The organism is Methylosinus sporium (assembly GCF_003113265.1).
Taxonomy (GTDB): Bacteria; Pseudomonadota; Alphaproteobacteria; order Rhizobiales; family Beijerinckiaceae; genus Methylosinus; species Methylosinus sporium.
Map to the genome: position 1 here is coordinate 1 of NZ_PUIV01000026.1, position 22544 is coordinate 22544.

The 22544-nt window shown below is 65.4% G+C and carries 22 protein-coding genes; 11 read left to right on the forward strand and 11 right to left on the reverse strand.

Features of this window, described 5'->3' with window-relative positions:
• A partial coding sequence (locus C5689_RS18970; RefSeq protein ID WP_108917934.1) for a cell envelope biogenesis protein TolA occupies positions 1-964 on the forward strand: 964 nt, incomplete at its 5' end.
• 65 nt (positions 965-1029) lie between these two features.
• Positions 1030-2343 carry a Tol-Pal system beta propeller repeat protein TolB gene (tolB, locus tag C5689_RS14245; protein WP_108917935.1) on the forward strand — a complete coding sequence of 438 codons (1314 nt, stop codon included), beginning with the start codon at positions 1030-1032 and terminating at the stop codon, positions 2341-2343.
• Positions 2344-2476: 133 nt separating this feature from the next.
• On the opposite strand, the gene recG is transcribed toward tolB, so the two are convergent.
• A complete protein-coding gene (recG, locus tag C5689_RS14250; protein WP_108917936.1) occupies positions 2477-4579 on the reverse strand; it encodes an ATP-dependent DNA helicase RecG in 2103 nt (700 codons plus the stop codon).
• Between the two features lie 42 nt (positions 4580-4621).
• Entirely contained in the window at positions 4622-5395 is a 774-nt protein-coding gene (locus tag C5689_RS14255) for an SDR family oxidoreductase (RefSeq protein ID WP_108917937.1), read from the reverse strand.
• A gap of 388 nt (positions 5396-5783) precedes the next feature.
• Here C5689_RS14255 and C5689_RS14260 point away from each other — a divergent pair, with 388 nt between their 5' ends.
• Positions 5784-6467, forward strand: a complete 684-nt coding sequence (locus C5689_RS14260) for an outer membrane protein (protein WP_244594713.1) — start codon at positions 5784-5786, stop codon at positions 6465-6467.
• A 146-nt stretch (positions 6468-6613) separates the two neighbouring features.
• Here C5689_RS14260 and C5689_RS18475 read toward each other — a convergent pair whose 3' ends face one another.
• Complete coding sequence (locus C5689_RS18475) at positions 6614-6757, reverse strand: hypothetical protein (RefSeq protein WP_166145371.1); 144 nt, start codon at positions 6755-6757, stop codon at positions 6614-6616.
• Between the two features lie 246 nt (positions 6758-7003).
• On the opposite strand from C5689_RS18475, the gene C5689_RS18685 reads away from it, so the two are divergent.
• Together C5689_RS18685 and C5689_RS14275 are read left to right on the forward strand one after the other, a co-directional pair.
• The gene (locus C5689_RS18685) at positions 7004-7363 is read left to right on the forward strand and encodes a hypothetical protein (protein WP_174800261.1); all 360 of its coding nucleotides are present in this window, start codon (positions 7004-7006) and stop codon (positions 7361-7363) included.
• A gap of 141 nt (positions 7364-7504) precedes the next feature.
• Complete coding sequence (locus C5689_RS14275; protein ID WP_108917940.1) at positions 7505-7873, forward strand: hypothetical protein; 369 nt, start codon at positions 7505-7507, stop codon at positions 7871-7873.
• An 18-nt stretch (positions 7874-7891) separates the two neighbouring features.
• Here C5689_RS14275 and C5689_RS14280 read toward each other — a convergent pair whose 3' ends face one another.
• The 3 genes from C5689_RS14280 to C5689_RS14290 are packed head-to-tail and all read right to left on the reverse strand — an operon-like array spanning position 7892 to position 12439.
• Positions 7892-9721 carry a serine/threonine-protein kinase gene (locus tag C5689_RS14280; RefSeq protein WP_108917941.1) on the reverse strand — a complete coding sequence of 610 codons (1830 nt, stop codon included), beginning with the start codon at positions 9719-9721 and terminating at the stop codon, positions 7892-7894.
• Between the two features lie 12 nt (positions 9722-9733).
• Positions 9734-10603 (reverse strand): PP2C family protein-serine/threonine phosphatase, encoded by an 870-nt coding sequence (locus C5689_RS14285; RefSeq protein ID WP_108917942.1) that lies wholly within the window; start codon positions 10601-10603, stop codon positions 9734-9736.
• Between the two features lie 15 nt (positions 10604-10618).
• Entirely contained in the window at positions 10619-12439 is a 1821-nt protein-coding gene (locus C5689_RS14290; RefSeq protein ID WP_108917943.1) for a trypsin-like peptidase domain-containing protein, read from the reverse strand.
• A 204-nt stretch (positions 12440-12643) separates the two neighbouring features.
• Between C5689_RS14290 and C5689_RS14295 the strand changes: the two genes are divergently transcribed.
• Together C5689_RS14295 and C5689_RS14300 are read left to right on the forward strand one after the other, a co-directional pair.
• Positions 12644-12874 carry a hypothetical protein gene (locus C5689_RS14295; protein WP_108917944.1) on the forward strand — a complete coding sequence of 77 codons (231 nt, stop codon included), beginning with the start codon at positions 12644-12646 and terminating at the stop codon, positions 12872-12874.
• A 58-nt stretch (positions 12875-12932) separates the two neighbouring features.
• Positions 12933-14513, forward strand: coding sequence for an OpgD/OpgG family glucan biosynthesis protein (locus C5689_RS14300; protein WP_108917945.1), 1581 nt, complete (start codon positions 12933-12935; stop codon positions 14511-14513).
• Positions 14514-14530: 17 nt separating this feature from the next.
• Here the strand turns inward: C5689_RS14300 and C5689_RS14305 are convergent, their stop codons facing one another.
• From C5689_RS14305 to C5689_RS14315, 3 genes are all read right to left on the reverse strand, one after another.
• The gene (locus C5689_RS14305; RefSeq protein ID WP_108917946.1) at positions 14531-15907 is read right to left on the reverse strand and encodes a glycosyltransferase family 4 protein; all 1377 of its coding nucleotides are present in this window, start codon (positions 15905-15907) and stop codon (positions 14531-14533) included.
• A 429-nt stretch (positions 15908-16336) separates the two neighbouring features.
• Positions 16337-16939, reverse strand: a complete 603-nt coding sequence (locus C5689_RS14310) for a copper chaperone PCu(A)C (protein ID WP_108917979.1) — start codon at positions 16937-16939, stop codon at positions 16337-16339.
• 68 nt (positions 16940-17007) lie between these two features.
• On the reverse strand, positions 17008-17577 hold the full coding sequence (locus tag C5689_RS14315; protein ID WP_108917947.1) for a hypothetical protein: 570 nt from the start codon (positions 17575-17577) through the stop codon (positions 17008-17010).
• A 230-nt stretch (positions 17578-17807) separates the two neighbouring features.
• Between C5689_RS14315 and C5689_RS14320 the strand changes: the two genes are divergently transcribed.
• Together C5689_RS14320 and C5689_RS14325 are read left to right on the forward strand one after the other, a co-directional pair.
• A complete protein-coding gene (locus tag C5689_RS14320; RefSeq protein WP_244594714.1) occupies positions 17808-18305 on the forward strand; it encodes a MarR family winged helix-turn-helix transcriptional regulator in 498 nt (165 codons plus the stop codon).
• Between the two features lie 80 nt (positions 18306-18385).
• Positions 18386-18673 (forward strand): hypothetical protein, encoded by a 288-nt coding sequence (locus tag C5689_RS14325; protein WP_146188392.1) that lies wholly within the window; start codon positions 18386-18388, stop codon positions 18671-18673.
• A 154-nt stretch (positions 18674-18827) separates the two neighbouring features.
• Here the strand turns inward: C5689_RS14325 and C5689_RS14330 are convergent, their stop codons facing one another.
• Positions 18828-19526 (reverse strand): hypothetical protein, encoded by a 699-nt coding sequence (locus tag C5689_RS14330; protein ID WP_108917949.1) that lies wholly within the window; start codon positions 19524-19526, stop codon positions 18828-18830.
• Positions 19527-19744: 218 nt separating this feature from the next.
• Here C5689_RS14330 and C5689_RS14335 point away from each other — a divergent pair, with 218 nt between their 5' ends.
• The gene (locus tag C5689_RS14335; protein WP_244594715.1) at positions 19745-20206 is read left to right on the forward strand and encodes a hypothetical protein; all 462 of its coding nucleotides are present in this window, start codon (positions 19745-19747) and stop codon (positions 20204-20206) included.
• Between the two features lie 21 nt (positions 20207-20227).
• Here C5689_RS14335 and C5689_RS14340 read toward each other — a convergent pair whose 3' ends face one another.
• Positions 20228-21283 carry a polysaccharide deacetylase family protein gene (locus C5689_RS14340; protein WP_108917980.1) on the reverse strand — a complete coding sequence of 352 codons (1056 nt, stop codon included), beginning with the start codon at positions 21281-21283 and terminating at the stop codon, positions 20228-20230.
• Positions 21284-21419: 136 nt separating this feature from the next.
• Between C5689_RS14340 and C5689_RS14345 the strand changes: the two genes are divergently transcribed.
• On the forward strand, positions 21420-22544 hold the full coding sequence (locus C5689_RS14345; RefSeq protein WP_108917951.1) for a GNAT family N-acetyltransferase: 1125 nt from the start codon (positions 21420-21422) through the stop codon (positions 22542-22544).

The following is a 22544-nucleotide window of genomic DNA, read 5'->3' on the forward strand; positions in this document are numbered from 1 at the left end:
GCCGGAGGACAAGCCCGAGACCCCGCCGCCGCCCAAGCGCGTCGCCGCTCTGCCGCCGACGCCGGAGCCGCCACTCCGCCCCACTCCGCCCAAAGCCGAGCCGCCCAAACCCGAACCGCCGAAGGCGCAGCCGGCCAAGGCGGAGCCTCCCAAGCCCGAGCCGCCGAAACCCGAGCGCGCCAAGCCCGCGCCGACGCCGCCCGAGCGCGAAGAGCCGGAAGAGGCCGAGGTGGTGAAGCCCAAGCCTCCCGTGCGTCCGAAGCCCGAGAAGGAGGCCAAGGAGACGCCGCAGCCTCCCGAGAAGCCCAAGGACGAGCCGAAGCCCAAGAAAGAAGAAGCGAAGAAGGAGACGGCGAAGCCCAAGGAGACGGCCAAGGAGCCTACCAAGCAATTGAAGGTCGATGAGGTGGCCAAGCTCCTCGAGAAGAAGAAGGCCGCCGAAAAAGGCGCGCCGAGCGAGTCGGACGACAAGAAGAAATCCGACAAGCCGCAGGCCAAGCCGAAATCCGGCGACGAGGCCGCGCCCAAATCGAAATTCGACGCGGCCAATATCGCCAATCTCCTGAGCCATGAGGCGCCGCAACGCCGCGCCGCGACCGGCGCCGATCTGACCAAAACCGCCTCGCTCGGCGCGCCGACCGCGAGCGCGCCGCGCATGTCGCCGACGATGCAGGCGCAGATCGACGCTTATACGGTGGAGCATTATCGCAAATGCTGGGAGACCGCGCTGTCGGTCGACGCCCACGCCTATGTGCCGCAGGTGGAGTTCCGGTTCACGCGCAATGGCGCGCTCGACGGTCAGCCGCGCCTGCTCAACCCTTCCGCCAATCCCGTGGAGCGCAGCCGCGGCGAGCAGGCGCTCGGCGCCGTGCGGCGCTGCAGCCCTATGCCGATTCCGCCCGCCTTCGAAGCCTATTTCGATTATTGGCGCGTCACAGTGCTGAACATGACGAATGATATGTAACGCCTCCACCGTAGCCCGCCATCCGAACTCCCTCGCCCCCTGAGCAAGCCCAGGACCCGCATCTCATGACGTTCCACCTCTCCCGCCGCTCCGCCGCCGGCCTCATCGCGGGCGCGGCCCTTTCCCCGCTCGTCGCCGCGCCGGCGCGCGCCGCGCGCGTGCTCGATCTGCGCGCGGGCGGCGGCTTTCAGCCGGTCTCCGTGGCGGTGACGAATTTCTCCGGCGACGAGGCGGCGCGCATCGTGACGAGCGTCATCGTCAATAATTTCAAGCGCTCGGTCTTCCTGCGCCCCATAGAGCCGGGCGCCGTCCCGGAGCCCGCCGGCGCCGAGGCCGCGCCCAATCTCGATCTCTTCCGCTCGATCAATGCGCAATATGTCGTCACCGGCCGCTCGCAGCGCGGCCCGGACGGGCGGCTCAAGACCGAGTTCCGCCTCTTCGACGTCTCCACCGGCGAGCAGGCGACGGGCCAGCAATATGTCACCGATTCCGCCAATATGCGCCGCGTCGCGCATCTCGTGTCCGACGCCGTGTTCACGCGCATCACCGGCGAGAAGGGCTTTTTCGACACGCGCGTCGTCTTCGTCGACGAGAGCGGTCCGAAAGAGCATCGTCGCAAGCGTCTCGCCATAATGGATCAGGACGGCGCCAATGTGCGCTATCTGACCCGCGGCGAGGAGCTGGTGGTCACGCCGCGCTTCTCGCCCTCCTCGCAGGACGTCACTTACATGTCCTTCGGCTCCGCCGATCCGAAGGTGCTGCTGCTCAACATCGAAAGCGGCCAGCGCGAGGTGGTCGGCAATTTTCCGGGCATGACCTTCTCGCCGCGCTTCTCGCCGGACGGCCAGAAGATCGTGATGTCGCTATCGCAAGGCGCAGCCACCAATCTCTATGCCATGGACATACGCTCGCGCACGACGACGCGGCTCACCGACACCAACGCCATCGACACCTCGCCCTCCTATTCGCCGAGCGGCGGCGAGATCGTCTTCGAGTCCGATCGCGGCGGCTCGCAGCAGATTTACGTGATGGGTGCGAGCGGCGGCGGCGCGCGGCGCATCTCCTTCGGCCAGGGCCATTATTCGACGCCGGTGTGGTCACCCAAGGGCGATTACATCGCCTTCACCAAGCAATCCTCCGGCTCTTTCGGCATCGGCGTGATGAAGCCGGACGGCTCCGGCGAACGCATCCTCACCGAAGGTTTTCATAATGAAGGCCCGACCTGGGCGCCGAACGGGCTGTTCCTGATGTTCTTCCGCGATCCGGGCGGCGGCGGCGGCGCGAAAATCTACATGGTGGATATTTTCGGCCGCTCGGAATTCCCCGTGCCGACGCCGTCCTACGCCTCCGATCCGTCCTGGGGGCCGTTGCAGGATTAGAACGTTTCCGGCTGACACGGACGCCGGTTCGGCGCTGGAAATCGACCTCTCCCGCGATGGCGCTTATTCAAATGCGCGCTCCTCCGCGCCCCCGTGACGGCCGCAGCGTCTCGCGAGGTGCGAATGCGGCGTGTCATCCCGCCCGCAGCAGCTTCACCGCCTCGTCGCGCTCGAAGAGGTAGAGCAGAACTCTCAGCGCCTCGCCGCGCGGGCCGGAGAGATCCGGGTCGCGGCGCAGGGTCAGCTCGACATCGTCGCGCGCGATCGCCAGCAGCCGCGCATGGGCCGAAAGATCGGCCAGGCGGAAGCCCGGCAGGCCGGATTGCCGCGCGCCGAGAATTTCCCCCTCCCCGCGCAGGCGCAAATCTTCCTCCGCTATGCGGAAGCCATCCTCGGTCTGGCGCAGCATCACCAGCCGCGCCTTGGCTGTCTCGCCGAGCGGACCTTTGTAGAGCAGTAGACAGGAGGATTTGCCAGAGCCGCGACCGACGCGCCCGCGCAGCTGATGCAATTGCGCGAGGCCGAAACGTTCGGCGTGCTCGATCACCATGACCGTCGCCTCGGGCACGTCGACGCCGACCTCTATGACCGTGGTGGCGACGAGAATGCGCGTCTCGCCCTGCTTGAACGCTTCCATTGCGGCGTCGCGCTCCGGCGCTTTCATGCGGCCGTGAACGAGGCCGACGATTTCGCCGAAGATCCGCGTCAGATCCTCGTGACGATCCTTCGCGGCGGCGAGATCGAGGTCCTCATTCTCCTCGACCAGCGTGCACACCCAATAGACGCGCGCGCCGGAGGCGAGCGCGCGGCGCACGCCCTCCACCACATCGCCGATGCGCGAGACCGGCAGCGCGCGCGTGTCGATGGGCGAGCGGCCGGGCGGCTTCTCGTCGAGGATGGAGCTGTCCATGTCGCCGAAATAGGTGAGCGCCAGCGAGCGCGGAATGGGCGTCGCCGTCATCACCAGAACATCGACGCTCTCGCCCTTGGAGCCGAGCGCCAGACGCTGCTGCACGCCGAAGCGATGTTGCTCGTCGACAACGGCGAGGCCGAGATCGGCGAAGGAAAGCTCGCTCTGCACAAGAGAATGCGTGCCGATAACGATATCGACGCCGCCGGCCGCGATGGTCTCGTAGAGACGCGCGCGCTCAGAGGGCTTGGCTCTGCCGGTGAGCAGGCAGAGGCGAAGGCCCGCCGCTTCGGCGAGCGGCAGCAGGCGCTCATAATGTTGGCGCGCGAGAATTTCCGTCGGCGCCATCAACGCCGCCTGCCTTCCGCATTCGACGACGCTGGCCATGGCGAGAAGAGCGACGATGGTCTTGCCGGCGCCGACATCGCCTTGCAGCAGCCGCAACATGCGCCGCGAGGACGAGAGATCCTCGCGTATCTCGACGAGCGCGCGCTGCTGCGCGCCGGTGAGCGCATAGGGAAGCGCCGCTTCGATGAGGCGCGTGATGCGTCCGTCGCCGGCGTTCTCGCGGCCCGGCTCGCGCCGCATCTTCGAGCGGATGAGCCGCAGCGCCAATTGCTGCGACAGCAATTCGTCCAGCGCGAGGCGTTGGCGCGCCTTGCTCGCCGGTTCTATATCGGCCGGCGACCTCGGGTTCTGCGCCGCGGCGAGCGCGCTCGCGAAATCGGGAAGGCCATTGGCCGCCAGCACGGAAGCGTCCTGCCACTCCGGCAGCTTGGGTAGGCGCTCCAGCGCTCCGGCGACGGCGCGCTGCACGAAACGCTCTTGCAGCCCTTCCGTCAGCCCATGCACCGCCTCCGCCGGCGGCAACTTGGCGAGGCCGGCCTCGTCCAGCACGCGGTCAGGATGCACGATCTGCCGGCGCCCGTCATAGAGCTCGATCTTGCCGGAGACCCAACGCGTCTCGCCTATGGGCAGGCTGCGCTCGATCCAATCGGCGTTGGAGAGGAAGAAGACCAGCTCGGCGTCGCCGGTGTCATCCTCGACATGGACTTTGAACGGCGCCTTGGCGTAGCGCCCCTGCGGCTTGCGATGCTCGGTGACGCGCACCTTCAGCACGACCACGCGATCCGTCGGCGCCTCGGCGATGGTGGGGCGCAGGCTGCGATCGACGAGATTGATCGGCAGATGAAACAGCACGTCGACGAGACGCGTCTCCTTGCCCGGCCGGGCGAGCAGCCGGTCGAAATGCTTGGCCGTCTTGGGGCCTATGCCGGGAAGGGCGGCGGCGCGGCCGAACAGCGGATCGAGGATCGAGGGACGCATTCGCGCCTTTTCCCCTATCGCGGACGCTTTGTCGAACGCGCTCTAATCCGGCAGCACGTCGGGCGTTTCCCAGGCGAGATGCTGGCCGCCGTCCACGGCGATCATCTGCCCGGTGACGCTGCGCGCCTCGGCGAGAAACACCACGGCGTCGACGACGCTGGACACATCAGCCGGCCGGCGCAACGGCACGCCGCGCGCTTCCGTCTCGAATCCCTTCTGCCCATGCACTGTGTTGGGAAACACCGGCCCCGGCCCCACGGCGTTGACGCGAATGCGCGGCGCGAAAGCCTGCGCCATGGTGCGCGTCGCCGTCCACAGAGCGGACTTGGCCAGTGTGTAAGTGAAGTAGCGCGGCGTCAGCCGAAACACGCGCTGATCGACGATATTGACGATCGCCCCTTCCGCCTCCTCCGGCAATTGCGCGGCCATGTCGCGCGCCAGCAGCAGCGGCGCGCGCAGATCGACGGCGAATTGCCGATCGAAGACCTCGACCGAAAAATCCTGCGCGGCGTCGAGCTCGAACACGGAGGCGTTGTTGACGAGCAGAGTCACCGGCCCGAAGGCGCGCGCGGCGAGCCCCATCAGCGCCTCCGTCTCACGCGCGTCAGAAAGATCGGCGCCGACCACGGCCGCGCGGCCGCCCCTGGCGCGGATCGCCTGGGCGGCGAGCTCCGCCTCCTCTATGGAGCGATGCGAGGCGTGCAGCACTACCGGACGCCCGCAATGCGCCAGCCGCGCGGCGATCGCCAAGCCGATGCGCCGCGCCGCGCCCGTCACCAGAACCGGCCCCGAACCGCCTGCGCCGCCAGCGCTCATCGCCCGAATCCCCATCATGCCGCCGTGAAAGGCAATTCTCACGCCGCGCCGGCGCGGTCAATGCGCGGGCGAGACGTAACCATAGACGATTTTACCGATTATTAGGCAATGTAATCGACGCCACGTCTCACAGCGCCTCGAACATCCGGGGAATATCTCAGGATAAGCTCGATTAATTCTAAATATAACACGGTTTAGACACAATCAATACAACGAGAAGCGCATCGGTTTTGCTTTGCGCCCAGCGCAACCTCGGGCGCGGCAAGGTTCCGTTAACGTGAACGATTTTAATTCGACTGAGCTCTGGCTGGGCCTTGCCCCTCGCCCGCGCCGAGTTTGTGACCGCGAGCCGAAGCCCCGAAGGCGCGCGAATGTGGAGTCGAGTTCGATGAGACCTATGCTGCTTCCCGCGCTGCTGGCGCCCGCCCTGCTCTGCGCCGGCGCCTCCGCCCTCGCCGCCGACCTGCCGCGCCGCGGCGCCCCGGTCGCCGATTATTACAGCCCGCCGCCGGCTTTCACCTGGCAGGGATTTTATATCGGCGTCAACGGCGGCTATGCGGCCGGCGCCTACCAGAATGGCAGCAGCAATCTGCTCGGCAATCCGAACGGGTGGGTTATCGGCGGCACCGCCGGCTATAATCTCACCTTCGCTCCGAACTTCCTCATCGGCGCCGAGGCGGATTTCGATTTCAACAGCTCGAAGGACGGACGTTCGCCTTTCATCGGCGTCTCCGGCAATGGCTCGGTCGACAACACGCTCACCATTCGCGCGCGCGCCGGCGTCACCGTCGATCGCGCTCTGCTGTTCGTCACCGGCGGCTTCGCGGGCAGCAACACCACTGTGAGCGCGAACAACGCCTTCCAAGGCTTCTACGGCCAGCAGTCGAAATTTCTCGCCGGCTGGGCGCTCGGCGCGGGCATAGAGTTCGGCGTCGCGCCCAATCTCTCGGCCAAGGCAGAATATCTCTTCACCTCCGTCGGCGGCGATCGCTATTTCGATTTCTCGACCAATGCGCTGCAGACGAATATCGACACGTCGACGATCCGCGGCGGCCTCAACTATCATTTTTAGAGCGCGTTCCGATCGAACGGAATCGTTCGATCGATCAGATTGCGCTCGAACGAAAGAATGCCAAATGCGAACGCCGATCCCGCCGCCCGAGCGGGGTCGGCGTCATTCGCTCTCGCGCTCGTCCGTCGACGCGGAATTCGTTCCGCTCAATGCCCGTGCGGCTTGCTCAATGCGCGCGAGCCGGCTTTGAAAAGCAGAAAAACGACGATCGATACGGAGACGGCGGCGATCACGACGGCCTCCGTGAGCAGAGCGAATACGATCGGATCATTGGCTCCGTAAGTGGACATTGCCGATTCCTCCAGTCGCCTGTGCGATATTTCGAGACGCCAGGCTTGCATGAAAGATTAGGCCCTCGAAACGATGCGCGACGAGCGCGCGCGAGGCCGCAGCGTCAAACAACCGCAGCAGCGCGAATGATTTTGATTTTCGTCAAATAGGCGAGGTGGACGCGCGCGCACTCGCCGCTGCGAAACGCCGACATAGTTCAATCTCGTTCGCGCGACCATTGCAGCGCAGACGAAGGAGAATGCATCATGAGCACAGTCGTCAGATTGTCGATGATCGGCGTGTCGGCGCTCGTCATCGGACAGCTCGGCGTCGACGCCGCCATCGCCAAAGAAAAGCGATGTCGGCAAGTCTGCGAAGAGACGACCGAATATGAGCCGTCGCCGCCGCCATGCGAGCACAGGACGAGCTATGGGCGCCGCATCGTCGAGCGCCGGACCGTCTATGTGGCGCAGCCCGAGATCGTGGCCGCGCCGGTGATCGCCTACCCCGCCTACTCCTATGGCTATGCCTACCCGTACGGTTATGGTTACGGCGGCTATGGCGGCTATGGCGCCGGCTACGGCCTCGTCGGAGCGAGCTTCGGCGGCTGGGGCTGGGGCTGGTAAAACGAGAAAGCGCGGCGCGGGGACGAGCGCCGCGCCGCGCGAATGCGCCTATGGACAAATGCGCGTTCGACAAAAGTCTCGTTTGACAATGTCGAGACCGCGCCCGATAGTCGATGAGAGCAATTTTTTCGGCTGGCGAAGATGATCGACGAATGTAAGGGCGAATTTCACAGCGCTTCCGATTCACCGAAGCTTTCCCGCCGCGCCTTGCTGGCGGGGCTACTCGCTCTGCCGGTCGCCGCGCTCGACGCCGGCTCGGCCGAGGCGCAATCGATCGGCATCGGTCCCCTCCAGCTGAATCTCGGCCCGACTGGCGGCTATGGCGGCGGCTATCCCTATCGCACGCGTCGGCCTCCGCCGCGCCAGCGCGTCCATCACAGTGGCGGCGGCTCGCGGCACGCATCGCGACGCAGCCGTCGTAATGAAGGCGGCGGCCAGGCGAGCGGCGGCGGCGACAAGGGCGGAAGCCCCGCCAGCGGCGCGACGGGACTCGGCAAGCTGGATTATTGATCCAGCCCGGCCCGCGGCTCAGTAGCGGCCGGCCTTGCGCAAGCCTTCCAGCGCCTCGGCGGCGCCGGGAAAACTCTGTTCCTTGGCGAGGCGATAGAAATCGCCCGCCCGTCGATAATCCCTCTTCAAAACATTCGGCACGCCGCGTTCATATATTTTGCCGAGCAGGAATTGCGCGCGCGGATGCCCCTGATTGGCGGCCTCGGTGAACCAACGAACGGTTTCGCCCGGATTCTCCTGGCCGCCCATGCCGTCGCCGTTCTGATACATGACGCCGAGCGCGAATTGCGCCTCGGGATAGCCCTGCGCCGCCGAGAGCTTCATCCAATTCAGCGCCACATCGAGATTCTGCGGCCGCCCCATTCCTTTGAGCGCGGCCCAGCCGAGCTGGAATTGCGCCTCGCGCTGCTCGCTCTTGTCGCTGGATTGAGCGAGCGCCTCAGCCATGCTCGCCGCCTTGAGATAGTCCTTGTCCTTGAGCGCCTTGCGCATGTCGGCCAGCGTCGCCGGCGCCGCCAGCGACGCCTTCTCGACGGCGGCGGTCTTCTGCCCCGGAACGGTGGAGGGCTGGCAATCGGCTATGCTGAAGCCGTCGTTGCATTTGGGCTTGGCGGCCGGCGGCGCATCATTCGTCGCCAGCGCCGGGCGATCGATCTCGCCGCGCGCCGGCTTGATCTCGCCGATCTGGCCGTAATCCAAAGTCTTCGCGGTCTGACGACGGTCGCTCTCGATCTCCGCCATGCGGCGATCGCGCTCGACACGATCGATGTCGCGCTTCCTCGCTCCGCTGTCGTCGCCGCCGCCGCCGAACAGCAGAGGCGCGACCGCCGCGAAGGCGACGATCGCCACCGACACGCCTTGCAGCGCCGGATGCAGCGTTTTGAAGCGCCGGACCAGCGAAGTGGAGCGGCTCTTGGCGACCGCGAGAGCGACGGAAGGCAAGGAGGCGGCGGGGCCGGCGCTCGCGCTCGTCTCGGTCGCTCTGTCGAGCAAATGGGCGGGGCTCTGGATGATCGAGGTCGCATCGACGCGCAAAGCGGTGGCGCCGATGGCGTCGCTGAAGGCGCGGATCGACGGATAGCGCTGCTCCGGCCGCTTGGCGAGCGCCTTCATGATCGCCGCTTCCAGCCCCGGCGTCACGCCGGGAATGCGCGGCACCAGCGGCGGCGGATCTCTGCCGATCTGCGCCTGCAGCAGCTCCACCTCGTCGAGCCCGGCGAAGGGCGGCGCGCCGGAGAGAATCTCATAAAGGACGATGGCGAGCGAATAGAGATCGCTGCGCTCGTCGCCCTCGCTGCCGCGGCGCTGCTCCGGCGCCATATAGAGCGGCGTGCCGATCGCCGTGCCGGCGCGCGTCATGCGCACGCTGCCTTGCACGCGGGCGATGCCGAAATCCATGATCTTCACGCGGCCGTCATTGCCGATCATCAGATTGGACGGCTTTATGTCGCGATGGATCACGCCCATCTGATGCGCATAGGCGACGCCGTCCGCCGCCTGCGAGATGATGGCGAGACATTCTTTGACGCCGAGCGGTCCGCCGCGCTCGCGCAGCACATCGTCCAGCGCGCGGCCGCGCACCAGCTCCATCACCATATAGAGATCGCGGCCGTCGGGCAGCAGCAAAAACAGCGTGGTGATATTGGGATGGTTGAGGCGCGCGAGGCTCTGCGCCTCCGCTTTGAAGCGCCCGACGAATTCCGGGTCTTGCGTCAGCTCGGGGCGCAGCGATTTGATCGCCACCTCGCGCTCGATGAAAGTGTCGAAGGCGACATGCACCTTGCCCATGGCCCCGGCGCCGAGCAGCTCGACGATGCGGTAATGGCCGATCATTCTCTGGTCGCTCATGACCTCATGCCTCTATCGAACGACGACGACTCGCGTCGGCGGCGCGCCGTCCGCGAGGACTGAAATCTTCTGCGTCGCGGCCTGATCGCGCACGCCGGACGGCGGCGCGACAATCTGAAACACGCCGACCGAAATATTGTCGTGCCCGCCCGCCGCGAGAGCGGCCCCCACCAGCAAACGGCAGGATTCCTGCGGCGCGCGATCGGGAACGACGGCGGCGAGCTCCGCCTCGGAGACGAGATTGGAGAGACCGTCCGAGCACAGCACGATGGCGTCGCCGATCTCGAGCGGCAGGCCCTCGGACCAGATCGTCGGCGCGATCTCCTTGCGCGTTCCCACAGCCTGGAGAATGACATTGCCGCCGGGGCTGCGCTCGGCCTCCTCCTGCGTCATCACGCCGTCGCGCACCAATTGCGCATGGAGCGTCTGATCGTCGGAGAGCTGCGTCGTCTCGTGGCCGCGAATGAGATAGGCGCGGCTGTCGCCGACATGGCCGAGCCACAGCCGTCCGCTGCGAATGACGACGGCGGTGCATGTGGTGCCCATGCCCTTGCATTCGGGCTGGCGCGCGCTCTGCTCGAAAATGGCGCGATTGGCCGCCTCGAAAGCCGCCTTCAACGCGCGCGGAGGATCGACGTCGAGCGAATAGAACACGCGGCGCACGACTTCCGTCGCGAGCGCGCTCGCCACCTCGCCGGCGGCGTGGCCACCCATGCCGTCCGCCACTATGGCGAGATAGCCCGATCTCGCCTCCGGCGCGTCTACAGCCGGCGCGACGAAGGCGACGCTGTCCTCATTATGGGACCGCACGCAGCCGACATCGGTCTGCATCGCGCCGACGACGCGGAATGCGTCGCCGGGAGCCTCGCGCCCCGTCGCCATTTTCTCGACCTTCGATCAGTTGCGCTGCGCGCGCAGCAGGTCGCGCCCGAATTTGATCGGCACGGCGAGCGTCACGCGCGCATCGCCGCGGCTGCGGCTATAGGTGAACAGGCCGATGACCTTGCCATTGGCGTTGAACACCGGGCCGCCGCTATTGCCGGAGCCCGTGGCCAGCACGCTGAGCTGAATGCGCTCGCCGGCGCTGGTCAGCGTGACGCCGTCCTTCTCCTTATAGCCGGTGGAGAGCTTGGACACGATGCCGTCGGTCACCGTCGCCTCGGGAATGACCTCGTTCTGAACGCGCGTCAGGCCGTTCTCGACCGTGACCTGCCGCTGGACGTTCTCCACCGACACGCCGGGATAGCCGAGCACGATGACCTTCTCGCCGATCGTCACCGTATCGTCTTCGGCGAGCTCCACTTTCTCGAGGATTTGCGGAGAGTCGATCTTGATGAGCGCCGCGTCCGAGTCGGACGAGGCGCGCACGAGCGTCGCATTGACTCCGAGCCGCGCGCCCGGGAAGCGGACGTCGAGCATCTCGTTGCGTCCCTCGAAGCTGCGCTGCTCGTTTTTCGTCCAGTCCGGAATATTGTTGCGGTCTCGCCGGCCGATTGCCTTGGCGACGTTCGACGGGAAGATGACGCCGCCGGCCTCGGGGACCCACAAACTCAGCTCGACGTAGTCGCCGCTGGCGAGATCGATGACGCCGACAGGTTTGCGCAATTTCGCGTCCGCCGCTCCCGGCCCGCCGCCGGCATCGAAGAGGAAGCCGTAGCGCGGCGACTCGTCGTATGTGACCTTCCAGCCCGCCGCGACATGCTTGTTGGTCAGCAGATATCCCTGCTCGCCGACGACGAATCCCGATCCGTGTCCCTCGCCCGCGATCTGCAGATTGGAGCGCTGATCGTCCTCGAGCGTCAGCCAGCGCACGACCTTGCCGTTGGGAAAGCGCACATAGGCCGGCAGCGTGTCCTTGCCGATCCTGAAAGTCTGATGGAAGATCGGCTTGCCGGTCTGCGTGTCGAAGAGACGCCAACGCAGATCGATTCGCGCGGTGGCGTTGGAATATTTGTTGTAGATGTCGAGCGGCGTCATGCCGATGAGATTGGCCTTCACCTCGCCCTGCAGCGAGGCGCTGCGCTGATCGGCCTGCTTGGCGTCCGCCTTGACGTCGGCGAGATCGGCCTGATGGCGCTCGTCGTCCTTGATCTGCTTCCAATAGACGGCGCCGCCGCCGAGCGCGATGAAGGCGAGCAGCCCCGCCGCCACGGCACCCCAGGTGCGGCTCACAGAGCGGCGCTCCTCGACGATCAGCCGCTGCACAGTCTCCTGGCCGACGCCGGCCTTGTGCGGAGGCGCCTCGGTCGATGTCGAGCTTATCTGGGCGACGGCGGTGGAGGCCGCCGTCTGCGCCGTCTCGATCAGCCGGGTCGCAGCGGAATCGTCGATGCCGATGACGCGCGTGCGCGCCGCGAAGCTGGCCGGGCGCGGCTGAAGATCGAAGGTGAATTTCGGTCCCTTGGCGCCGCCGAGTTCGACCTTGTCCTCCGGCAGCAGTTCCGCGTCTTGCGAGATGCGCTGGCCGTTGAGGAAAGTGCCGTTGCTGGAATTGAGGTCGATCAGCTTGAACTTCAGATCGTCGCCTTCGCCCTCGATGCGGATGACGGCGTGCTGCCGGCTGACGACGCCATCTATGGTGGGATCGAAGGCGACTTTCGAGGTCGGATCGCGGCCGATGGTGATCTCTTTCAGATCGCCGATCGGAAGCTGCTCGATTTGATTTGCCTTCGACCCGGCCAAATGCCGAATAACGACGCGCTCGACGACTCCAACCATAGGCCTGCCCCTAAAAAAAACAGCGACTTTGCTTCGGCGCGAAAAAAGGAAAAAAGCGCCTGCGTCGCCCCCACTTACAGAATACCAGCGGCGCGCGGCGCATCGCAAGAGGCGTTCCGCCGCCTCCAGGGCGCCGACTTGCGCCGGGCCGGCCGATCGTATAGCACAAATGCGCTGGACGATGAGCGCGGAGAGCTTCGCCCGATGAGCGAGAAGCCCTTGAACCTTGTGCATTTGTCGACTTTGGTCGCCGTGGCGATCCTGGTCGGAACGGAGCTCGTCGCGACCTCCTGGGCGGCCGGCTGGGCGCTCGGCGGCCTGTTTCAGCTCGATCCGGCCGTGAGCCGCATTTTCGAGATCGTCTTCGCGCTGGCCGGTTTCGTCGGCCTGTATTTCTTCATGCGCACAGCCGTCCGCCACGAGCCTATCCGCTGATTTTTTATCAGCCTTCGGGCCGACGACGAGCGCTTCCCCGCCCAGCGAGGTTCCCCGCATGATCGACGACACCGATCGCCGCTCCTTCCTCAAGGCCGCGGCGGCCACAGGCGCGCTCGGCGCAATGGGCGCGACCGACGCCGTGGCGCAGCGCGCGCCCGGCCGCCTCGACCTCGGCCCACCGGAGCCCTTTTCGTTCGAGCGGCTGAAAGAGACCGCGCGCCGCCGCATCGCCGAGCCCTTCCGCCCGCCGAGCCAGCCCGATTCGGAGATCACCTCCAAGATCGATTACGAGGCCTGGGGCAAGATCAGCTACAATACCGATTACGCGCTCACCACCGGGGCCGGCCGTTTCCCGGTCGAATTCTTCCATCTCGGCAAATTCTTCAAAAAATCCGTTCGCATCTATGCGGTCGAAGGCGGCCAGGCGCGCGAGGTCCTCTACAATCCCAAATATTTCGACATGCCCGCGGATTCGATCGCCCGCCAGCTGCCGCCGGGCGCGGGCTTCGCCGGCTTTCGCATTCAAGAGCCCAAGGACGGCCCGCTCGACTGGCGCAAGAATGATTGGGTCGCCTTTCTCGGCGCCTCCTATTTCCGCGCCATCGGCGAATTGCGCCAATATGGGCTCTCCGCCCGCGGCGTCGCGCTGGACACTTGGGCGCCCGACCGGCCGGAGGAGTTCCCGGACTTCACCAATGTCTATATCGGCCCGGAGACAGACGACGGACTGCCGCTGCATCTTCTGCTCGAAGGCCCGTCCATCGTCGGCGCCTTTCGCATTCTGGCGAAGCGCGGCAAGGGCGTCGTCATGGACATAGACTGCTCGCTGCATTTGCGCGGCAGTTTCGTTCGCTTCGGCATAGCGCCGCTCACTTCCATGTATTGGTTCTCCGAAACCAAAAAGCCGACTGCGGTCGATTGGCGTCCCGAGGTGCATGATTCCGACGGTCTCGCAATGTGGACGGGCCGCGGCGAGCGCCTGTGGCGTCCGCTCAACAATCCCGACCGCGTGATGGCCTCCGCCTTCTCGGACGAAAATCCCAAAGGCTTCGGCCTGCTGCAACGAGACCGCAATTTCGATCATTATCTCGACGGCGTGTTCTATGATCGCCGCCCGAGCGTGTGGATCGAGCCCAAGGGCGATTGGGGCAAGGGAACGATTCAGCTCGTCGAGATTCCGACCGACGACGAGATCCACGACAATATCGTCGCAATGTGGGTTCCGGCGAAGCCCGCCGTTCCCGGCGCGTCGTTCGATTTCTCCTATCGCCTACATTGGCTCGCCGACGAGCCCGATCCGACGCCGCTCGCGCGCTGCGTCGCGACGCGGCTCGGCAATGGCGGCCAGCCCGGCAAGCCGCGCCCCAGAGGCGTGCGCAAATTCATGGTGGAGTTTTTGGGCGGCCCGCTCGAGCGCCTGCCCTTCGGCGCGAAGCCCGAGCCGGTGCTGTGGTCCTCGCGCGGAAGCTTCTCCTACATCTACACGGAAGCCGTGTTCGACGGCGTGCCGGGACATTGGCGCGCGCAATTCGACCTCACGGTCGAGGGAGCCGATCCGGTCGAGATGCGGCTCTTCCTCGCGCACAAGGGCGAGACGCTCTCGGAGAACTGGCTCTATCAATATCACCCGTTCTGAAGACGCGGCCTTTTAGGCTAGCGCGCCTCGACGGCCTCATCGAGCCGCAGCGGATAGTCGCCCGTGCGCAAAAGGCCCGCCAGCGCCTCTGCGGAGCCCGCCCAGGACAAAATGTCGCAGGCGGGCGCGGCAGGCGGCGCGGCGAGCGTCTCCTTCAGGCGGGCCAGCAGAGCCTCGCTGTCGCCAGGCGCGAAATAGGAGACCCATTCGCCGCCGACCTCCCGAAACACGCGAATGTCGCTCGCTATGGCGCGCGCGCCGAAATGCGCGGCCTCGACCAGCGGCAGGCCGAAACCTTCGGCGATCGAGGGAAACACCAGCGCGCGCGTGCGCTCGTACAGATAGCGAAGATCGGCGTCGCTCGCGTCCTGGAGCCAGAACAGGCGCTGTCCGAATTCGGGATGCTCCAAAATGCGCCGCTCGAGCGCGCGCACATTCCAGCCCTTCGAGCCGACGATGACATAACGGACGTCGGCGCCCTCCTCCCACCAGCGATCGAAGGCGCGAAGCGCTATCGCATGGCCTTTTCGCGGCTCCAACGTGCCGACGCTGAGATAGAGCGGCCGATCGCCCTCCACTGCGGCGATGGCGCGCGGCGACGGCGCAGCGTCGCCGGGCGCCCGAAAATCCGCGCCGAGCGGCCACCAGCCGAGCTGCAAGCCACGCTTGCAGGGCAAAGACTTCATTCGGGCGTAGACCGCGAAATCGTCGATGACGGCCTTGGAAATGCCGACGATCGCATCGCTCTCGCGGACGAGAAGATCGAACCATTCCACAAAAGCAAGATGCGCCGAATGCGTCACCACCGACGGATAGAGAATTGGAATGAGGTCATACAGGCAGCCGATGGTCTCGCCGCCCGCCCGCGCCACCTTGTCGATCATCTGCGAATATTCCGCGGTGAGATGCCAGCCGGCGTCGAGCAGCAGAAATTTGTCGCCGGCCGCAGGCGTTACCTCGTCGGGAAGATTCGCATGGGCGAAATGGGAATAGAGGCGCCCATTCTCCATGAAGACCGGAATTGCGGCGCCGCTCTCGACCATAGCGCGCGCGATTTCCCGCACGACGCGTTGAATGCCGGTGCGGCCGATGGTGCGATGAGTCGCCGTCATATCGACGAGCAGACGGGCGCGCGTCGCGGGCGCCGGAATATCGCCCGCAAGGGCCGTGCGCCACGCCCTGGCCGCATCGCCGCCGGGCTTTCGCCAGACGCCGTCATGCAGCCGGCCGAGACCGACGAGGCGCGTCACAGTCCAATAGAATTCACGGGCCCGCGCATAGAGAAATTTCGTGACGTCGTCGACCTCGCTGCGCGCGAGCTCGTCGATCTCCGCCTTCATCTCTCGCAGAAGATAGGCCTCGATTTGGCCATCGCCCGGCGTTCTTTCGACCATATGTCCGCGACCTCGCTGCCGTCGTCGTGACAATAACGGGAGGGCCGAGCAAATCCAAACGCGCTTTCAGCGCCGGCGGGGCCCCGGATGTGCGGGCCTCGAATACGAAGACGCCGACCGTGATCCACTGACGGATCGCGGCCGGCGTGGCGAGAACGAGAGTGTCCCGCTCAACCCCCGTGGGAGATGATGGGGGCGAAGTGGATCAGGGTGACGATCAGCACGATCGCGCCGATGAACCACGCCAGAGACTTGACGATGTCCTTCCCAGAAGTCTGCAGAGCCATTTTCTTCTCCATTAGACGCCGCCGCTCGTTTTTTCGAATTGGCTGCGCGCAGAGGCGTCGAGACGTCGCAGCTTGACCTATCGAATGGCGACATATTGCGTCGCGCGCAAGTTAATTTTTCGAGCAGCGCGATGAAAGCGGCTCACTGCGCCGGCGGCGCCTCGCCGCCGCCCTTCATATCCTCATGGCCAGAGCGATGATCCTCGCCCTGCGCGGCGCCTTCCTGTGGCGTATCTGTGACGCCGCGGCCATGCGCTTTTTCCCAACGCTCCATCGCCTCGGCGTCATGCGCATGTGCGGCGTCGGGCGCGTCGATGGACGCTTCTATCGGCAGCTCGCCTGCCTTTTCGAACACGAGAGTAACCTCGAACCCCCGGCCGACCGGATTGATCTTCTTGATGCCGGAGAGACGAATGAAAGAGCCTCCAGGCGCGAGAGCGACTTTCGAGCCATTGGGAAAGAAAATCGCATCCGTCGCGACTGCGAAATGAGGCGCGACATGCAGAGCGAAACCGCCGATCTCGGGAGATTTTACCGCGATGAGACGATCGGCAGCGTCGCCGCGATTGTAGACCGCCATGAAGAGATCGGCCTCGCTCTCGCCGTCCCGCGGCGCGCGCAGCCAGGGGTGCTCGACCTCGAGCCCACCCTTTCTATATTCGTGCGCGCTCGCGACGCCGAGCCCGCTCGCCGCCAATGCAGCGCCTCCGGTCAGCAATAGAACGCGCCGTCGATCGATAGACATGCCCGCCTCCTTTTCGGCGAACCGCAATGTCGCGGCGCGCTCGCAACGACGAAGATGATCCGCTGCGATCAGGCTCGCGGCGGCTTCGTCTTGAAGGAATTCTTGTACCAGAGTCCGAATCCGACCAGTCCCAGCCCCGCAAAAAATGCAGCGATGGTGATGTCGCGGCTCTCTGTCTCGCCGACCGAGAAAGGAAAGCGCGAAACATACTCTTTCGTCTCGTCATCGCTTCGCGCCTTCACCAGGCCGATGAACTTGCCCTTTTTCTTGAAGTCGTATTCGAAATTGAGCGTGCCGGTGCGATATTTCTTCGGCTGCACATAGGTCTCGGTGTTTTGCTCGAGATTCTCGTCGTCGCGCGACTGACCGACGTCGCGCAGAATGCGGATTTCCAAATTCATGTCGCGCAGCTCGTCCTGCACGGCGTCGAGAACGATGATGGTCGGGCCGACATCGGGAATGTCGTCACAAAATTGCTCGCGCGACTTCAGCGGCTGATAGCCGGTGAAATTCATTTGATCGGGTCCGATCTTCATCTTGCATTGGCCTTCGTCGATGCTGACGCCGCCATGCGCCTGCGCCTGCGTCGCCAGACCGATGCTCGCAAAAATCACGGCGGCTGAAATTCGGATGATCATGGATTCCCTCCCGGCTTCGCGCGTCGTTCGCGCGCATGTTTTTTTTGCGAGCCGCCGCCGCCCGTCGCTCAATCGTTATACGACGGATATATATCGTATAGCGATATAAATGCAAGACCGTTCTGCGCCCCCACGGATGCGCGCCCCGGCGGACGCCTTGACCGCGCGCAGGGCGAAGGCCATCATGCGCTTTCGGCCGGGGAAGGCCGGATGCGGGGAGAGCAAAAACAATGTCGACGGCGCTCGAGAGCCGCGCTCAGGAAGCCGACGAAAGCCGTCCCTCCGAGGAAGAGCTTCGCGCGCTCGCGAATTTCCGCTATGCGCTACGGCAATTTCTCGCATTCAGCGAGCAGGCGGCGGCCGACGTCGGCCTCACCATGCAGCGCTATCAGGCTCTGCTCGCCATAAAAACCTTTCGCGCCGGCGCGCATATCAGCGTCGGCGAACTCGCCGAGCAATTGCTGATCCGCGACCACAGCGCCGCGGAGCTGGTGTCGCGTCTCGAGCAGGCCAAGCTCGTCAAACGCAAGAACGACCCTCTCGATCGGCGCCGCTCGCTCCTCGTGCTGACGACGCTCGGCGACCGCCGGCTTTCGCAGCTCGCTTTCGTGCATCTCCGCAAGCTGCGCGCCGATAGAAGCGCCTTTCTGCGTCTCTTCGAGACAGAGCACGCGGGGGACGAAGCGGCGCAGGGTATTGCGCCCGACGAGCCGGCGCAACGCCGATGAGACGCGCCGGCCGTCTCGCACTCTCGCTTTCGCTTCTATTCGCATCGCTCTGCGACGCGGCTGCGGCGCAGGAAGCAGCGATGCGCCCCAATTTATTCATCAAGCGCGGCGCCGTCGTCTGCCAGCGGCGACAAGATGTGATGAAGATCGAGCGCGCGACCAACAGTCTGCGCTATTTCGGCCAGCTTCGCGCGCTCGTCGCCGAGGGACGCTGCCGACGCTCTGTCGAGCGCGAAAAAATCGTCGCGATCGAACAAATCGAGCGGCATTCGATCGCCTCGATCCGAACCGACGAAAAGCCCGACGCCATTCGGTGGATCTCGGCGCGCGGCATTCGGCAGATCGAGCGCCGCTGGCGCCGTCGCTAGAATCGCTCTGTGCTTCATCGAAACGCAGAAAGATCCGAGCTCTCGTTTCGACGCGTCTCCAACGCCGAACCGGCCTCCCGCTTCGGCTGGAAGCGCTGGCGAGCGCCTCCCGGAGCCGTCTCGAGACGACGACTCCGAGTGACGAGCGGCCGGATCAAGGCTGCGACGACGACCAAGGACGCATGAAACTCAGCACGGTCGCACTCAGCGTGCTGCCGGTGAGCACGACGGTCGCGCCGAGCGCCAGAAGAGCGACGAGATTGAGCACGAGATCATTGGTGTTTCCCGCGACAGCGAGAACGCCGAGCACGATCGCGGCCAGACCGGCGAGCGCCTGAATGCCCGCAGAGCCAGAGGCCATCTCGCTCGCCAGAAACTCGCCGCTGAGGTTCTGCGATGGCGTGGCTTCGCTCTTCGCCTGCGCGTGGCGCAGCGTGTAGAGATGCCACACCGCATTGCTGCTGAGCACGAGCGCAGTGCCGAAAGCGATCGCCGCGATCGGCGTCAGAACGCCGGAGTTGATGCCGAGAAGCGAGAGCACGCCGAGCACAATTCCCGCCGCTCCGACGAGGAAGACAGCCGAGAGGCCGCCGGCGCCGAAATGTTCGAAATTCCCGGATTTCGCGCCCGCGGGGAAGATGATCTGCGCATATTCGGACAGCATAGCGCCGCCTTGAATGAGCAGAGCGACGCCGAACACGATCGTCGCGATTCCGGCCATGAGCGGCGGATTGACTCCGGCGAGCCCACAAACGGCGAGGACTATTGTTGCGATGCCTCCCACCGCATCGACGAGACCGCCATAAACTGCAGCGTTTTCTTGCGCTGTCGCCTCTCGGAAGGTCATGGACATGAGGACTCTCCATTCCTGCAGCCCGGTTGCAACCCCGCGATCCATCTAGTTGCGCTGGCCGAGCCGGCAAGAGCGACGATCGCGCCGTCGCCGAAAGCGTCGCCGATCCGTGCGCCGACATCGATCGAGGCGCAGGAACCAATCCGCTTTGAACGTGTTCAGGGGAGTTGGGGATTTGTTTTGTCGGGCGGATGGCCCCATTGGCGACGGAGGGCGTGATGAAATACAGAACTCTCGAAGAAATAACTAAACTTGCAGGAGTCGAGCCCGTCGAGGCGCGGCGCGAGCAAGCCTCGCTGCGGCGCGCTCGATTGCAGCGGCTCGCGACTTTGATCGAAGCGCATGTCGGACGCATCCGCCTCTTCTCGATGATGGAATACGTGCCCGTGAAGGAGCGGATCAAGCTGCGGCAGGACGAGTCGCCGCTGTACATCGCCTTTCGTGACGCGCAATTTCGTGAGCAGGGCTTGAAAGGCGACCGTCTCGGCGACGCGATCGATTTCTTCCAGCTGTCCATGCGGGAGGCGCATCACATTTTCTGCGATTGCAATTATTCCGGCGCGATCACGCCCGGCGCAGTCGCCGCCCGCGCGCGCTCGATCGCCGAAAAGAAATCGCTCGGCGAGCTGTGGCGCAGCTTCACGCAGCTTCTCGGCCTCTGGCGTCTCGGACCGGCGTAACGCCCGGCGCCGCGCCAAAAGTCAGGCCGCCATGACGCGGCGGCCTGCGTTCATCAGGGCGAAAGGCGCGCCGGACAAAAGAATGTCCAGCGCGGCGAGCGATTGATGCCGTCCGTTCACCGAGAGCCGCGGCAGCGCCAGGAGATGATCGCAGTGCGCGGGAAAAATCATGCCCGGACGCGTCGTCGCCGCGCTCGCGAAGCCGAGCAGCGCGGCGAGCTCGAACTCTCTTCGTCCCGCCGACGTCGGATCGCCGACCGGATAGCAAAAATGCCGAACCGGACGCTCCAGCTCGGATTCTATGCGCAGCCGACTCTCGGTCATCTCATAGATCGCCGCAGCGCAATCGACCTTGGCGAGCCGAGCGTGGGTGACGGAATGCGCGCCGACCGTCGCCAGTTCGTGACGCGAAAGCGCGCGCAGCTCGCTCCATCCGAGGCACAGGCGCCGCGTCAGCGCCAGAGGCTCGAGCCGCGCCTCGGCGGAGAGCGCGGTGACGACGCGCAGCAGCTCCGCCTCGTCCCCGGCGCGCAATTGCGCATAGATTTCTGCGAAAGCGGCGCGCTTTTCTTCCGCCGTCGCCGCGGCGCGCGAGACCCGCTTGCCGCCCGCGACGACGTCGACGCGATCGAGACGGCGGACCGCCTCCTCGAGCTCGACCCACCATAGCCGCGCCGACGCATCGGCGTAGCCGGCGGTGATATAGAGCGTGAAAGGCGCGCCATGGCGCTCCAGCACGGGCAGCGCATGTTCGACGAAATCCCGATAGCCGTCGTCGAAGGTGAGCACGGCGAAGGGCGCCGCCGAAGCGCCGTCACGCAGCCGCGTGAGCGCCGTCTCCAGAGAGACGATCGCAACGCCGCGCTGGCGCAGCCATAAGATCAGCGCGTTCAAGAACTCCGGGGTGATCTCCAGCGGCTGATTGGGCTCGAAAGCCTGCTCGAGCCGCGGCCGCACGCGATGAAACATCAAAATCGCGCCGAGTCCGCGCGTAAACGGCTCGGCCAGCCGATGAGCGCCGCTCGCGCGGAAAAACTCCATCCCCGCCTCGATCGCAAATCGACGCCATTTCGTCATAGCCGCGCCTCCCGCGCTATTTTTCTCATCCCGCACCATCTCGAGGTCTCGTTGACCTTTCCTTGCTAGTGTCGCGAAGAAGCGCAAACATCAGCAATGCGGCGGCGGTATGGTTAACGCAAGAGCAGAAAACGTCATGGAGCTTTCGCGGTTCGAGGCGGCGGTCGACGACATCTCGCTCGACGTCTTCTCTTCTTTCGAAGACGCGCGCGACGATTGGGAGACGCTCTTCGCCAATGCGCCGGCGAGCGCCTATCAATCTTTCGGCTTCGCGCGCGATTGGTTTCAGGCCTTCGGCCGCGCCCGCGGCCTCGAGCCGATGATCGTCGTCGCGCGCAACTCCGCCGGCGTGCGCCCGCTCGCGCTTCTCGCGCTCGGCGTTTCGCGCCACGGGCCGCTGCGGATCGCGCAATTCCTCGGCGGCAAGGAGAGCAATTTCAATCTCGGTCTCTTCGCCGCCGACGCGCGCCTCGACGCGGCCGCGATCCGCGCCGCGTTGCGCCGCGCCGCGCATTCGGCGGGCGTCGATCTCTATCACCTCGGCAATCAGCCGCTCGCCTTCGATGGCGTCGCCAATCCGCTCGCTTTGCTCGGCGCGACTCCGAGCCCGAGCTTCGCCTATGGGACGAGCCTGCCCGTGACAGTGAGCGAGCTCGACGCGCGCTTCTCGAGCGATGCGCGCAAGAAGCTGCGCAAGAAGCAAGCGCGGCTCGACAAAATGGGCGCGCTCGTCTTCGAGCATCGCGCGACGGGCGCGCGCGCGGGAGAGATTCTCGAGGCGCTTCTCACGCAAAAGGCCGAGCGATTGCAGGCCCCCTCCTTCGCGAAGGACGCCATGCGCGACTTTGTGCTCGGTCTCTGCGGCGGCGCGCTCGAGGCTCACGCCGTGACGCTGGACGGACGCATCATCGCGACCTATGCCGGCTTCACCCATCGCGGGCGCTTTTCGGCGATGCTCAATTCCTTCGTGGCGGATGAAGAAATCGCGCGTTCGTCGCCGGGCGATCTGCTGCTGCATTCGCTGCTGCGCGATCTCGTCGCGCGCGGCGTCACGCGTTTCGATCTCGGCGTCGGCGAAGCGCGCTATAAGAACGCCGTCTGCGACGAGACGATCGCTCTGGTCGATGCGCTCATTCCCGTGACGCCGCTCGGCGCGCTCGCCGCGCCGATCCTTTCCGCGCTCACGCGCGCAAAACGCGCCGTGAAGCAGAATCCGCGCCTCCTCGCTTCGCTCACGCGGCTGCGCCGCCTCGCGCGGTAG

Bases quoted from the DNA above. Each gene is read 5' to 3' on its own strand.
- tolB (WP_108917935.1), top strand. From the start codon at position 1,030: ATGACGTTCCACCTCTCCCGCCGCTCCGCCGCCGGCCTCATCGCGGGC.
- recG (WP_108917936.1), bottom strand. From the start codon at position 4,579: ATGCGTCCCTCGATCCTCGATCCGCTGTTCGGCCGCGCCGCCGCCCTT.
- C5689_RS14255 (WP_108917937.1), bottom strand. From the start codon at position 5,395: ATGAGCGCTGGCGGCGCAGGCGGTTCGGGGCCGGTTCTGGTGACGGGC.
- C5689_RS14260 (WP_244594713.1), top strand. From the start codon at position 5,784: ATGAGACCTATGCTGCTTCCCGCGCTGCTGGCGCCCGCCCTGCTCTGC.
- C5689_RS18475 (WP_166145371.1), bottom strand. From the start codon at position 6,757: ATGTCCACTTACGGAGCCAATGATCCGATCGTATTCGCTCTGCTCACG.
- C5689_RS18685 (WP_174800261.1), top strand. From the start codon at position 7,004: ATGAGCACAGTCGTCAGATTGTCGATGATCGGCGTGTCGGCGCTCGTC.
- C5689_RS14275 (WP_108917940.1), top strand. From the start codon at position 7,505: ATGATCGACGAATGTAAGGGCGAATTTCACAGCGCTTCCGATTCACCG.
- C5689_RS14280 (WP_108917941.1), bottom strand. From the start codon at position 9,721: ATGAGCGACCAGAGAATGATCGGCCATTACCGCATCGTCGAGCTGCTC.
- C5689_RS14285 (WP_108917942.1), bottom strand. From the start codon at position 10,603: ATGGCGACGGGGCGCGAGGCTCCCGGCGACGCATTCCGCGTCGTCGGC.
- C5689_RS14290 (WP_108917943.1), bottom strand. From the start codon at position 12,439: ATGGTTGGAGTCGTCGAGCGCGTCGTTATTCGGCATTTGGCCGGGTCG.
- C5689_RS14295 (WP_108917944.1), top strand. From the start codon at position 12,644: ATGAGCGAGAAGCCCTTGAACCTTGTGCATTTGTCGACTTTGGTCGCC.
- C5689_RS14300 (WP_108917945.1), top strand. From the start codon at position 12,933: ATGATCGACGACACCGATCGCCGCTCCTTCCTCAAGGCCGCGGCGGCC.
- C5689_RS14305 (WP_108917946.1), bottom strand. From the start codon at position 15,907: ATGGTCGAAAGAACGCCGGGCGATGGCCAAATCGAGGCCTATCTTCTG.
- C5689_RS14310 (WP_108917979.1), bottom strand. From the start codon at position 16,939: ATGTCTATCGATCGACGGCGCGTTCTATTGCTGACCGGAGGCGCTGCA.
- C5689_RS14315 (WP_108917947.1), bottom strand. From the start codon at position 17,577: ATGATCATCCGAATTTCAGCCGCCGTGATTTTTGCGAGCATCGGTCTG.
- C5689_RS14320 (WP_244594714.1), top strand. From the start codon at position 17,808: ATGTCGACGGCGCTCGAGAGCCGCGCTCAGGAAGCCGACGAAAGCCGT.
- C5689_RS14325 (WP_146188392.1), top strand. From the start codon at position 18,386: ATGCGCCCCAATTTATTCATCAAGCGCGGCGCCGTCGTCTGCCAGCGG.
- C5689_RS14330 (WP_108917949.1), bottom strand. From the start codon at position 19,526: ATGTCCATGACCTTCCGAGAGGCGACAGCGCAAGAAAACGCTGCAGTT.
- C5689_RS14335 (WP_244594715.1), top strand. From the start codon at position 19,745: ATGAAATACAGAACTCTCGAAGAAATAACTAAACTTGCAGGAGTCGAG.
- C5689_RS14340 (WP_108917980.1), bottom strand. From the start codon at position 21,283: ATGACGAAATGGCGTCGATTTGCGATCGAGGCGGGGATGGAGTTTTTC.
- C5689_RS14345 (WP_108917951.1), top strand. From the start codon at position 21,420: ATGGAGCTTTCGCGGTTCGAGGCGGCGGTCGACGACATCTCGCTCGAC.